Raw genomic sequence first — 11,819 nt, forward strand, 5'->3', positions numbered from 1 at the left:
CAAAATGTGAGGTAAACCGCCGGCCCATCCGTGTAGTGCTTGAAACTGCGAGCTATTCGCATTAACGGCTTTTCTACACGGGTTCCTTTGAGCATGAAATCGATGGCGGGCGGTTGGGTTAAACAGTGGCTGGGAGCCTCGGTATTGGCGGTCTCGGGGCTGGCGTTGCTGCCCCTGTGCGTCGCGCAGGCGCAGGAGCAGCACAGTGCCCGGTTCAATTTTGCCCTGGCAGCCAAGCCGCTGCCCCAGGCGCTGAGCGATTTCAGCCGGGTGACCGGGATCAGTGTGATCTACACCGACGAGGCGCCCTACGGCCTCAACGCGCCGTCGATCAATGGGCTGATGAGCGCCACCGACGCCCTGCAACGATTGTTGGGCAACTCCGGCTTTACCTTCCGCCAGATCGACGCCCGTACCCTGGCCCTCGAACCTGTACCCACCAGCGGGGCAGTCAACCTCGGCGCCACCACCATCAGCGGTGCCGGCCTTGCCCAGGACAGCACCAGCTATCAGCCGCCGCCCACCAGCTCGGTGATGCGCTCCCAGGGCTTGCTGCTGGAAACCCCGCAGACCGTCAACGTGGTGCCCGCCCAGGTGTTGCGCGACCAGACCCCGCGCAACCTTGACGACGCCCTGGCCAATATCAGCGGCATCACCCAGGCCAACACCCTCGGCAGCACCCAGGACGCGGTGATGCTGCGTGGCTTCGGCGACAACCGCAACGGCTCGATCATGCAGGACGGCATGCCCGTGGTGCAGGGCCGTGCGCTGAATGCCACGGCCGATCGCGTCGAAGTGCTCAAAGGTCCGTCGTCGCTGTTGTACGGCATTCAGGACCCGGGCGGCGTGGTCAATATCGTCAGCAAAAAGCCTGAACAGGTGCAGTCGACGTCCCTCACCGCGCGCGGCTCGACCTTCGGCGACGGCAAGAACGGCAGCGGCGGCAGCCTCGACACCACAGGCCCCATCGGTGACAGCGGGCTGGCGTATCGGCTGATCGTCGACCACGAAGACGAGGATTACTGGCGCAATTTCGGCACCCACCGCGAGACACTGGTGGCGCCGTCCCTGGCCTGGTATGGCGACACCACCAAGGTGGTGTTTGCCTACGAGCATCGCGAATTTCTCTCGCCGTTCGACCGTGGCACCGCCATCGACCCCAAGACCAACCACCCGTTGAACATCCCTGCAACCCGTCGCCTGGACGAGCCGTTCAACAACATGGAAGGTCGCTCCGACCTGTACCGTCTGGAAGTCGACCACGATCTTAACGACGACTGGAAGGCTCACTTCGGCTACAGCTGGAACCGCGAGACCTACGACGCCAGCCAGGTGCGTGTCAGTGCAGTGAACGCCAACGGCACCCTGACCCGCAGCATGGACGGCACCCAGGGCGCGATCACCACCGACCGTTTCACCACGGCCAGCCTGGAAGGCAAGGTGCAGGCCGGCGGGCTGCAACATGACCTGGTGTTCGGCCTGGATGACGAGTACCGCAAGGTCTACCGCGCCGATTTGATTCGGCAGAAGCCGCGCGGTGTCTTCAGCTACTTGAACCCGGTGTACGGCAACGAAGTGGCGGGCTCTACCGTCAGTGCCCCGGACAGCGCCCAGACCGACCTGCTGCGCAGCGACTCGCTGTTCTTCCAGGACGCGATCCACCTGACCGACCAATGGATTCTGGTGGGTGGCGCGCGTTACCAGATGTACGACCAGTACGCCGGCAAAGGCGTGCCGTTCAAGGCCAACACCGACGGCAACGGTCAGAAGTGGGTGCCGCGTGCCGGCGTGGTGTATCGCTACACCGATGAACTGTCGTTCTACGGCAGCTACACCGAGTCGTTCAAACCCAACTCCACCATCGCGGCGCTGGCCGATGGCAGCACCCTGAGCGGCAGCCTCACGCCGGAAGAATCCAAGGCGTGGGAGCTGGGCGCCAAGCTGGATATACCGGGGCGCATCACCGCCAGCGCCGCGTTGTTCGATATCAACAAGCGCAATGTGCTGGTGTCGGTGGGCACCGGGCTGGACACGGTCTACAGCGTCGCCGGCGAAGTACGCTCGCGCGGCCTGGAGCTGGATGCCACCGGCCAGCTCAGCGACAACTGGAGCCTGATCGGCAGCTATGCCTACACCGACGCTGAAGTCACCAAGGACCCGGCCCTGGAGGGCAAACGCCTGCAGAACGTGGCCAAGCACACCGGCTCACTGTCGGCGGTGTACGACGTCGGCAGCCTGGTGGGCGGCGATGACCTGCGCGTGGGCGCCGGCGCACGCTATGTGGGCCAGCGCGAAGGCGACGCGAACAACAGCTTCAACCTGCCGGGTTACACCGTGGCCGACGCGTTTGCCACCTACGACACGCGGATCGAGGGGCAGAAGGTCAAGTTCCAGTTCAACGTGAAGAACCTGTTCGATCGCACCTACTACACCTCGGCGGCGAGCCGTCTGTTTGTGTCGATGGGCGATGCGCGGCAGGTGTCGGTGTCCAGTACGCTGGAGTTCTAGCGCTGGGCGGGTTTACTGCGAAAAGGGCTGATGGGGGGGCTGTTGTGGCGAGCGAGCCGTTTAGTTAAGCGCAGCTCCCCTGTGGCGAGCAGGCTTGTCCTGCGTTGGGCTGCGCAGCAGCCCCAAAGCCAGGCGCTGAGCCGTATCAGGTACACCGCGTTTTGCTCGATGGGGGGCGCTTCGCACCCCAACGCGGGGCAAGCCCGCTCGCCACAAGGGAGGCGAACTGGTAGCGTTGCCGCAACTTTTTTGCGGATACACCCTGGCGATGCATTTTGGACGATGGTTACATCCTCTCACGCTGCTGGCGGGCCTGAGCCTTTTACTGGGCGGCTGCGCGAGCGTCTCGCAGACGTCCATGGGAACGCTGGACCACTTGCTGGCGGATCCTGCGCTCAATGGCGCCACCGTGTCGCTGATGGTGCGCGACGCCCGCAGCGGCAGCACGCTGTACCAGCACAACCCGCGTACACGGCTGATTCCCGCGTCCAATCTCAAGCTGCTCACCACGGCGGCGGCGATGGATGTGTTGGGGCCGCAGTACCGCTTTGCCACGCAATTGTTGAGCAACGGCGCGCAGCAGGGTGATCGCCTGACGGGCAACCTGTACCTGCGTGGCCTGGGTGATCCCACCCTGCAATTCGCTGATTACCAGGCCTTGGCCGCGCAATTGGCGAGCCTCGGTGTGCGCCAGGTGCAGGGTGATCTGGTGGTCGACGACACTTGGTTTGACGCCGAGCGCCTGGGCGTCGACTGGGCCCAGGACGACGAATCCACATACTACGGTGCGCAGATTTCGGCGCTGACCGTGTCGCCAAATGCTGATTTTGATGCGGGCACCTTGCTGGTCACCGCCAAGGCACCCGTGACGCTCGGGCAGCCGGTGAGCGTGGAGATCAGCCCCGCCACCGATTACGTGCAACTGAGCAATCGCGCCGTCAGCGGGCCGGGCAACAGCTACGGCATTACCCGCCAGCACGGCACCAACCTGCTGCAACTGAGCGGCGCGCTGGCGCCGGGCAAGCAGAGCCGGCAGTGGGTCAGTGTGTGGGAGCCGACGCAACTGGTGGCCAATCTGTTTGAACAGGCGCTGGCGCAGCAGGGCATTCAGGTGATGGGCCGGCGGGTGATCGGTGGCGCCAGCCCGACCACCGCGTTGCTGTTGGCCGAGCACCACTCGGCACCGTTGCAGCAACTGATCACGCCGCTGCTCAAACTCTCGAACAACAATATGTCTGAAGCGCTGCTCAAGGCCATGGGGCGCAAGACCGCCGATGCCGGCACCGCGCAGGCCGGTGTGGCAGCAGTGGCGGCGTTCATGAAACGCCAGGGCATGGACCCGGCAACCTTGAGTCAGGTCGATGGTTCGGGGTTGTCGCGGCGTAATCTGGTGTCTTCGCAGAACCTCACGGACGTGCTGCTGGCGACGGCAAAACAGCCCTGGTTCGACGCCTGGTATAACGCGTTGCCGATTGCCGGCAATGCCGATCGCCTCACCGGCGGCAGCCTGCGTTATCGCCTGCGGGGCACCGCCGCCGCAAACAACCTGCACGCCAAGACCGGCTCGATGGCCGGGGTGTCGTCACTGAGTGGCTACATCACCGACGCCGGCGGGCGGCGTCTGGTGTTCTCGATGATCAGCAATAACTACGTCAGCGATGCGGCGCCAATTCGCGCCCTGGAAAATCGCCTGGCCGTCACGCTGAGCCAGTGGCACGACTGATTCAAGGCTGGTAGCCCATCCGCCAACTCACGGCCCGGGTCGCCGCCAGCAGGCGCTGCGCCGCCGGGCCGTGTTCATCGGCGTGGAACACCGAAGTGGGGCCGACCACGGTCATCACCGCCGCCACCTGCCCGACCGCGTTGAACACCGGCGCCGACAGCGCATCCACGCCGGGCATCAGCAAACCATGTACAAAATGCAGGCCGCGGCTGCGGATCTGCGCGCAGGTGCTGGCGTAAGCCTGATCGTCCGCCAGTACGTGGGCGATGCCGGCCTGGATTTCGCGCGCACGCAAGTCCACGGTTTCCCGCGCGGGCAGGTAGGCGCTGAACACCAGTCCGGTGGACGAGCCGAGCAGTGGCAGCACCGAGCCCAACTGCGTCACCACCGTAACCGCGCGCACCGCCGGTTCGATCTGCACCACGGTCGCGCCCTGGTTGCCCCACACCGCCAGGAAGCAGGTTTCATTCAAGTCATCGCGCAGTTCGGCCAGGGGCAGGGCGCCTACCTTGAGCACATCCATGCTGCCCAGCGCGGCGAGGCCCACGCGCAGGGCTTCGCGGCCCAGGCCGTAATGGTTGGTGGCGGCGTTCTGTTCGGCAAACCCCGAGGCGATCAATGCCTGGAGATAGCGGTGCACCTTGCTGGCCGGCATCTGCACATGCTCGGCCAGGCGCGACAGCGAAGTGGCCGGTGACAGCTCGGCGAGGGCCTTGAGGATATCGGTGCCCACTTCGGCCGAGCGGACTTTCTGTTTACCGGTGTCGCGGGGCTTTTCCATGGAAGGGCGAGAATCCGAGAGATGAGTGGGCGTCTTTATAGCTTGACGCTCGACGGTGATCAAATTACGTTGTGCGTAACTGGATTACGATAAAAACAACTTCCTTGCAGAGGACGATCCATGCACCTGGACTACCTGTCGGGCTTCGGCAATCAATTTGCCAGCGAAGCCTTGCCCGGGGCCTTGCCCGTCGGCCAGAACTCCCCGCAAAAAGCGCCCTACGGGCTGTACACCGAACTGTTCTCCGGCACCGCCTTTACCGTGGCGCGCAGTGAAGCCCGGCGCACCTGGCTGTACCGCATTCAGCCGTCGGCCAATCACCCGGCGTTCGTCAAGCTGGAACGGCAGTTGGCCGGCGGGCCGCTGGGCGCGGTGACGCCTAACCGGCTGCGTTGGAACCCCCTGGATATTCCGGATGAGCCGACGGACTTTATCGACGGGCTGGTGGGGATGGTTGCCAACGCGGCGTCGGAAAAACCGTCAGGCATCAGCATTCATACCTACCGTGCCAACCGTTCGATGGAGCGTGTGTTCTTCAACGCCGACGGCGAACTGCTGATCGTTCCCGAGCAGGGCCGCCTGCGCATCGCCACCGAACTCGGCGTGCTGGACGTGGAGCCGCTGGAAATTGTCGTGCTGCCGCGCGGCCTCAAATTCCGCATCGAACTGCTTGATGCACAGGCCCGCGGCTACGTTGCCGAAAACCACGGCGCGCCACTGCGCCTGCCGGACCTCGGCCCGATCGGCAGCAACGGTCTGGCCAACCCGCGCGACTTTCTCAGCCCGGTGGCGCACTACGAAGACCTGAAAAAACCTACAACGCTGGTGCAGAAGTTCCTCGGCGAACTCTGGGCCTGCGAGCTCGACCATTCGCCGCTGAACGTGGTGGCCTGGCACGGCAACAACGTGCCGTACAAATATGACCTGCGCCGTTTCAATACCCTGGGCACCGTGAGTTTCGATCATCCTGACCCGTCGATCTTTACCGTCCTGACCTCGCCCACCAGCACCCACGGCCTGGCCAACCTCGACTTCGTGATCTTCCCGCCGCGCTGGATGGTGGCCGAAAACACGTTCCGCCCGCCGTGGTTCCACCGCAACCTGATGAACGAATACATGGGCCTTATCCAGGGTGCGTACGACGCCAAGGCCGAAGGCTTCCTGCCCGGCGGCGCGTCGCTGCACAGTTGCATGAGCGCCCACGGCCCGGACGGCGAGACCTGCACCAAAGCGATCAACGCTGACCTTGCGCCGCACAAGATCGATAACACCATGGCGTTCATGTTCGAGACCAGCCAGGTGCTGCGGCCCACTCGGTTCGCCCTTGAGTGCGCGCAATTGCAACCTTCCTATGACGCCTGCTGGGCCTCGCTGCCCGCCACCTTCAACCCGAATCGGAGATAACCATGACGCAGCCAACCCTCACCCGCAGTTGGGTCGCCTCCGCCAACGGTCATCCTGATTTCCCGTTGCAGAACCTGCCCTTGGGCGTGTTCAGCGTCAACGGTTCTGCCCCGCGCAGTGGCGTGGCGATTGGTGACTGCATTCTCGACCTGCACGCCGCCCTGGATGCGTTCGAGGGTCAGGCGCGCCGCGCCGTCGAGGCCACCGCTGGCGGCCAGTTGAACGCCTTCTTCGAACTCGGCCGTGGCCCGCGCGTGGCGCTGCGTGAACGCCTGCTGGAGCTGCTGGCCGAAGGCGGCTCACTGCAGGCGCGTGAGGCCCAGGTGCTGCATCGCGCCGCCGACTGCCAGATGCACGTGCCGGCCAGAATCAATGACTACACCGACTTCTATGTCGGCATCGAGCATGCACAGAACGTCGGCAAACTGTTCCGCCCCGACAGCCCGCTGCTGCCCAATTACAAGTATGTGCCTATCGGCTATCACGGCCGTGCGTCGACCATTCGCCCGTCGGGCACCGAGGTACGTCGCCCCAAGGGCCAGACCTTGCCGGCCGGCCACACCGAACCGGTTTTCGGCCCCTGTGCGCGACTCGATTACGAGCTGGAGCTGGGCATCTGGATTGGCCAGGGCAATGCCATGGGCGACGCGATTGCCATCGGCGATGCGGCCGAGCATATCGCCGGTTTCTGTTTGCTCAACGATTGGTCGGCGCGCGATATCCAGGCCTGGGAATACCAGCCGCTGGGGCCGTTCTTGTCGAAGAGCTTTATTACCACCCTGTCGCCCTGGGTGGTGACGGTGGAAGCGCTGGAACCGTTTCGCAAGGCGCAGCCGGCACGACCCGAAGGTGATCCGCAACCGCTGTCCTACCTGCTGGACACCCGCGATCAAGCTGCCGGCGCCCTGGATATCGAACTCGAGGTGCTGCTGCTCACGCAGGCCATGCGCGAGCAGAATCTGCCGGCGCACCGTCTGGCCCTGAGCAACAGCCTGCACATGTACTGGACCGTCGCGCAGTTGGTGGCGCATCACAGCGTCAACGGTTGCCAGTTGCAGGCCGGTGACCTGTTCGGTTCGGGCACCCTGTCCGGGCCCGAAGCAGGACAGTTCGGCAGCTTGCTGGAGATGACCGAAGGCGGTAAACGGGTGGTCGAATTGCCCAACGGCGAGGTGCGCAAATTCCTTGAGGACGGCGATGAAATCATCTTGCGTGCACGCTGCCGCCGTGACGGGTTTGCGTCCATCGGATTCGGTGACTGCCGGGGTACTGTCATCGCGGCGCGCTGAGAGGGCAGGGCGATGCAACTCTATACCTACTACCGTTCCACCTCGTCGTACCGGGTGCGTATTGCGTTGGCGCTGAAAGGCCTGGCGTTCAGCGCGGTGCCGGTCAACCTGCTGGTGCCGCCGGGAGGCGCGAATCATCAGCCCGAGTACCTTGCGATCAACCCGCAAGGGCGCGTTCCGGCGTTGCGCACGGATGACGGCGAACTGTTGATTCAGTCACCGGCGATCATTGAGTACCTGGAGGAGCGTTATCCACAGGTGCCGCTGCTGTCCAGGGATCTGGCGACCCGTGCCCACGAACGTGCGGTGGCGTCGATTATTGGCTGTGATATTCACCCGTTGCACAACTCCAGTACCCAGAACCTGCTGCGCCAGTGGGGACACGATGAGGCGCAGTTGCTGGAATGGATCGGTCACTGGATCAGCCAGGGCTTGGCCGCAGTCGAGCAGTTGATTGGCGATGAGGGGTATTGCCTGGGCGAGCAGCCGGGGCTGGCGGATGTGTTTTTGATTCCGCAGGTGTATGCCGCGCAGCGCTTCAAGGTGTCGTTGGCGGCGTATCCACGAATTCAGCGGGTAGCGGCGTTGGCGGCGCAGCATCCGGCGTTTATCCGGGCACATCCCGGCAGTCAAGCTGACGCGCCTTAGTTCAGGAGGCGAGAGGTTGCGCGACGAGCGGACTCGTTGTGGCGAGCGGGCCTGTCGTGGCGAGCGGGCTTGTTGTGGCGAGCGGGCTTGCCCCGCGTTGGGGTGCGAAGCGCCCCCAATCAAGAAACACGCGGTGTGCCTGATACGGCTCAGCGCCTGGTTTTGGGGCGGCTTCGCCCCCCAACGCGGGGCAAGCCCGCTCGCCACAACAAGCCCGCTCGCCACAACAGGCCCTATCGCCATTAGGAGTGCACGTGTTCAGTGCACGACCGAGTTGGGGGGCAGATGACCCAGCCGTTCGGCCAGGCGCAGGCGCTGGATCGGGTCTTCGCTGAGCAGCAGCGCATGTTCCAGGTCAAACCGCTCGGCGCTGGGACAGTCCAGGCGCTGGTACAGACTGGCCCGCGCCAGGTAGTCGGCGGCGCTGGCGTTGCCCAGTTCCAGCACGCGCTCGGCGTCGACCAGCGCGGCCAGGTAATCATCGTTGGACAGGTGCAACTGCCGCAGGTTACGTGACAGTCGTTGCAGGATCGAACGCGGCTCGGCGGTGTGCAGGTGCTCGGATTTCAGCGTGAGGTTGGGGCCGTATTGACGTTGCAGCAGTTCGCGGCAGTCGTTGGGGTAGAGGCGTCGACCGCCGCAAGGGTCGAGCAGATGATCGGCACCGGGCACACGCAGCAGAAAGTGACCTGGGAAGTTCACGCCCTGCAGGGGGATTTCCAGGCGCCGCGCCAGTTCCAGTGCGATCAGGCCCATGGCCAGCGGTTGCCCGCGCTTGCGTTGCAGCACCTTGTCCATCAAGGCCGCGGCGGGGCGCAGCGGGGTGAAGTCGTCCTGAGCAAAGCCCAGGTCATTCATGCGTCGCAGCAGCGGCTGGCCGAGTTCATCCATCGGCAATATCGGCATGGCCAGGCTGACCTGTTGCTGCAGCAAGGCAACGTCACGCAGGATCGCCGCCGGCTGCACGGCCGGGTCGTGCTCGGCGGCAATCCACAGCGCGGCTTCAAACAGCGCAGGCGGCGAGCGTTGCAGGCAGGCGAAAAAGGCTTGGCGGGGAGTCATTGCAATCTCCGGCAGATGCCCCGTTTTAGCCTTGCTGCGAATGTACGTCCAGTGTCTTGAGAAATATCCTACCTGCTTATGTCGGAACGCCTACCAATTCCGCCTGCTTATTCCAGCACGCTTCAGCGGATTTTTACCGCGAGCCTATACTTGGCCCACGACCAGACGTGATCCGGGAGCTTGACGATGTTTGCTCTCATGCATGACACCCGCCTTGAATCGCTGCACCTGAGCATCGACCCGGTGACCGGGCTGAAGGCGATCATCGCTATTCATAACAGCCGCCTCGGTCCTGCGCTGGGCGGTTGTCGCTACCTTGCCTACCCCGATGACGAAAGCGCCGTGGCGGATGCTGCGCGCCTGGCCCAGGGCATGAGCTACAAGGCGGCCCTGGCCGGGCTGCCGGTGGGCGGCGCAACGGCGGTGATCCTGCGGCCTGCCCATGTGGAAGACCGCGCGGCACTGTTTGAAGCCTTTGGCCGCTGCATCGAGCAGTTGGGCGGTCGCTACATCACCGCCACCGACAGCGGGACCTCGGTGGCCGATATGGACTGCATCGCCCAGCACACCCGTTTCGTTACCAGCACCAGCGCTGCCGGCGATCCTTCGCCCCATGCGGCCATGGGCGTGTTCGCCGGCATTCGCACCACGGCCATGGCCCGCCTGGGCAGCGACAACCTCGAAGGCTTGCGCGTGGCGATCCAGGGCCTGGGCAACGTGGGTTACGCGCTGGCCGAACAACTGCACGCCGCCGGTGCCGAACTGCTGGTCAGCGACATCGACCACGGCAAGGTGCAACTGGCCATGGAACAGCTCGGCGCGCACCCTATCGCCAACGATGCCTTGCTCAGCACGCCCTGCGATATCCTCGCGCCCTGCGGAGTCGGTGCCGTGCTCAACCGCCAGAGCGTTGCCCAACTGCGTTGCGCCGCCGTGGCCGGTTCTGCCAGTGCACAACTGACCAACCTGCAGATCGCCGACCAACTGGAAGGGCGCGGCATCCTCTACGCCCCGGACTACGTGATCAACTCCGGCGGACTGATCTACGTCGCCCTCAAGCACAGCGGCGCGCAATTGCCGACCATCACCGCGCACCTTTCCAACATCGGCACGCGCCTGACCGAAATTTTCGCCCACGCCCAGGCCGAAAAACGCTCACCCGCACGCGTGGCCGACGAACTGGCCGAGCGCCTGCTCTACCGCTGACCGGGCATTAAAAAGGCCCTGAATCAAGGATTCAGGGCCTGTTCAATTCGGGCTTATTCCGCCGCTGCGTTGAGCAACTCGGACAACGCGTCCGGCTGGCTCTTGAACGCCTTGGCAAACACATCGCGATTTTTCGCCATGTAGATCCCGGCTTCCTCCACCTGCTGCTCGCTGAGGGACGGCACGGCTTTTTGCAACACTTCTGCCAGCAACTCAGCGAGTTCAAGCATTTTGTCATGACGGTCAGCTTCGGCTTTATCCATGAACAAACGCTCCAGATCTCGGCTGCTGCGGTATACCACTTCGACGGCCATTCACCACCTCACATGCCTTCACGATAGATGTCTTTTGCGACTACTGTATTTATATACAGCGAAAAGCATAAGCCAAACGCAGCGGTTTGGATAGCAGGTTTTTAATGTAGTCGGAAATAGCCTCTCTTGATCAATCTGTGCCTCGTCGCGGCCCGCCACCCTGATGCCTCTAACAGACTGTTCGCACGCTAGTGGGGCGGCCAAAAAAACCGTCGCACAAGCCTGGATTTTTCCTGTTACTCACTTCATCGCTTGGAGCACGACAGTAAAAGGGCCAGCGGCTAGACTCCTTCCTCATCGACAACGGAGCCTTCAATGGACACTTCCTTTTCCTCTGGTACCCACGCAGACACCGAAGAGCAGGCCGATGGCTACAACCGCTGGTTTCGCGCCAGGGTACAAGCTGCGCTTGATGACAAAAGCCCCGGTATTCCTCACGACGAGGTAATGGCTGAAATGAAATCGCTCATCGAGTCTAAACTCAAGAAAGGCGATGCTGATTGAGTGGCTACCCGCGGCGCGGGTGGAGTTTCGTCAAATTATTGATTATCTGAGTGATCGCAATCCTGTAGCAGCGCTGGAGCTTATGCGATCAATCGAGGCTTCTGTACTGGCTCTTTCTCGTAGGCCACATCTCTACCGTCCCGGAAGAATCAACGGCACGCGTGAGATGGTGGTACATCCAATTATCTGGTCGTATACAAAGTGACGGACCACATCCGGATCCTTTCGGTTTTACACGCCCGCCAACGGTATCCATGAGCGACTGCTTCTCGGATGAGCGTAATATTCACTTTTCCAATTCCCAGACGTGCCCCGTCGCACCCCGCCGCCCTCTCACTTCCCAGCACTGGCCTTTTTTCTGCATGCAGAACAACCGTCAC

At 63.3% G+C, this 11,819-nt stretch carries 10 protein-coding genes and 1 pseudogene; 8 read left to right on the forward strand and 3 right to left on the reverse strand.

Annotated elements, in window-relative coordinates; translation table 11 throughout:
* Nucleotides 1-93: 93 nt before the first annotated feature.
* Complete coding sequence (locus tag LUB09_RS15920; protein WP_231423020.1) at nt 94-2,508, forward strand: TonB-dependent siderophore receptor; 2,415 nt, start codon at nt 94-96, stop codon at nt 2,506-2,508.
* 268 nt (nt 2,509-2,776) lie between these two features.
* The gene (gene dacB / locus LUB09_RS15925; protein WP_231423021.1) at nt 2,777-4,231 is read left to right on the forward strand and encodes a D-alanyl-D-alanine carboxypeptidase/D-alanyl-D-alanine endopeptidase; all 1,455 of its coding nucleotides are present in this window, start codon (nt 2,777-2,779) and stop codon (nt 4,229-4,231) included.
* A 1-nt stretch (nt 4,232) separates the two neighbouring features.
* Here the strand turns inward: dacB and LUB09_RS15930 are convergent, their stop codons facing one another.
* Nucleotides 4,233-5,012 carry an IclR family transcriptional regulator gene (locus LUB09_RS15930; protein ID WP_209988976.1) on the reverse strand — a complete coding sequence of 260 codons (780 nt, stop codon included), beginning with the start codon at nt 5,010-5,012 and terminating at the stop codon, nt 4,233-4,235.
* A gap of 120 nt (nt 5,013-5,132) precedes the next feature.
* On the opposite strand from LUB09_RS15930, the gene hmgA reads away from it, so the two are divergent.
* Genes hmgA through maiA form a run of 3 tightly spaced genes read left to right on the forward strand, consistent with a single transcriptional unit; the run spans nt 5,133 to nt 8,353 of the window.
* Nucleotides 5,133-6,416, forward strand: a complete 1,284-nt coding sequence (gene hmgA / locus LUB09_RS15935; RefSeq protein WP_231423022.1) for a homogentisate 1,2-dioxygenase — start codon at nt 5,133-5,135, stop codon at nt 6,414-6,416.
* 2 nt (nt 6,417-6,418) lie between these two features.
* Nucleotides 6,419-7,705 carry a fumarylacetoacetase gene (gene fahA, locus LUB09_RS15940; RefSeq protein WP_209988982.1) on the forward strand — a complete coding sequence of 429 codons (1,287 nt, stop codon included), beginning with the start codon at nt 6,419-6,421 and terminating at the stop codon, nt 7,703-7,705.
* A gap of 12 nt (nt 7,706-7,717) precedes the next feature.
* Nucleotides 7,718-8,353, forward strand: a complete 636-nt coding sequence (gene maiA / locus LUB09_RS15945; protein ID WP_231423023.1) for a maleylacetoacetate isomerase — start codon at nt 7,718-7,720, stop codon at nt 8,351-8,353.
* A gap of 258 nt (nt 8,354-8,611) precedes the next feature.
* On the opposite strand, the gene LUB09_RS15950 is transcribed toward maiA, so the two are convergent.
* Complete coding sequence (locus LUB09_RS15950; RefSeq protein WP_209988988.1) at nt 8,612-9,415, reverse strand: SirB1 family protein; 804 nt, start codon at nt 9,413-9,415, stop codon at nt 8,612-8,614.
* A 186-nt stretch (nt 9,416-9,601) separates the two neighbouring features.
* Between LUB09_RS15950 and LUB09_RS15955 the strand changes: the two genes are divergently transcribed.
* Nucleotides 9,602-10,621 (forward strand): Leu/Phe/Val dehydrogenase, encoded by a 1,020-nt coding sequence (locus tag LUB09_RS15955; RefSeq protein ID WP_057006761.1) that lies wholly within the window; start codon nt 9,602-9,604, stop codon nt 10,619-10,621.
* Between the two features lie 53 nt (nt 10,622-10,674).
* On the opposite strand, the gene LUB09_RS15960 is transcribed toward LUB09_RS15955, so the two are convergent.
* Entirely contained in the window at nt 10,675-10,935 is a 261-nt protein-coding gene (locus LUB09_RS15960) for a YebG family protein (RefSeq protein ID WP_003171979.1), read from the reverse strand.
* Nucleotides 10,936-11,250: 315 nt separating this feature from the next.
* Here LUB09_RS15960 and relB point away from each other — a divergent pair, with 315 nt between their 5' ends.
* Nucleotides 11,251-11,439 (forward strand): type II toxin-antitoxin system RelB family antitoxin, encoded by a 189-nt coding sequence (gene relB, locus LUB09_RS15965; protein WP_231423024.1) that lies wholly within the window; start codon nt 11,251-11,253, stop codon nt 11,437-11,439.
* A pseudogene (locus LUB09_RS15970) lies at nt 11,429-11,697 on the forward strand (type II toxin-antitoxin system RelE/ParE family toxin). Before relB ends, LUB09_RS15970 begins: the two are co-directional and overlap by 11 nt.
* Nucleotides 11,698-11,819: the final 122 nt, after the last annotated feature.

The organism is Pseudomonas sp. Leaf59 (assembly GCF_920984685.1).
In the GTDB taxonomy this organism is placed as follows: domain Bacteria; phylum Pseudomonadota; class Gammaproteobacteria; order Pseudomonadales; family Pseudomonadaceae; genus Aquipseudomonas.

Bases quoted from the DNA above. Each gene is read 5' to 3' on its own strand.
- dacB (WP_231423021.1), top strand. From the start codon at position 2,777: ATGCATTTTGGACGATGGTTACATCCTCTCACGCTGCTGGCGGGCCTG.
- LUB09_RS15955 (WP_057006761.1), top strand. From the start codon at position 9,602: ATGTTTGCTCTCATGCATGACACCCGCCTTGAATCGCTGCACCTGAGC.
- relB (WP_231423024.1), top strand. From the start codon at position 11,251: ATGGACACTTCCTTTTCCTCTGGTACCCACGCAGACACCGAAGAGCAG.
- hmgA (WP_231423022.1), top strand. From the start codon at position 5,133: ATGCACCTGGACTACCTGTCGGGCTTCGGCAATCAATTTGCCAGCGAA.
- maiA (WP_231423023.1), top strand. From the start codon at position 7,718: ATGCAACTCTATACCTACTACCGTTCCACCTCGTCGTACCGGGTGCGT.
- LUB09_RS15950 (WP_209988988.1), bottom strand. From the start codon at position 9,415: ATGACTCCCCGCCAAGCCTTTTTCGCCTGCCTGCAACGCTCGCCGCCT.
- fahA (WP_209988982.1), top strand. From the start codon at position 6,419: ATGACGCAGCCAACCCTCACCCGCAGTTGGGTCGCCTCCGCCAACGGT.
- LUB09_RS15930 (WP_209988976.1), bottom strand. From the start codon at position 5,012: ATGGAAAAGCCCCGCGACACCGGTAAACAGAAAGTCCGCTCGGCCGAA.
- LUB09_RS15920 (WP_231423020.1), top strand. From the start codon at position 94: ATGAAATCGATGGCGGGCGGTTGGGTTAAACAGTGGCTGGGAGCCTCG.
- LUB09_RS15960 (WP_003171979.1), bottom strand. From the start codon at position 10,935: ATGGCCGTCGAAGTGGTATACCGCAGCAGCCGAGATCTGGAGCGTTTG.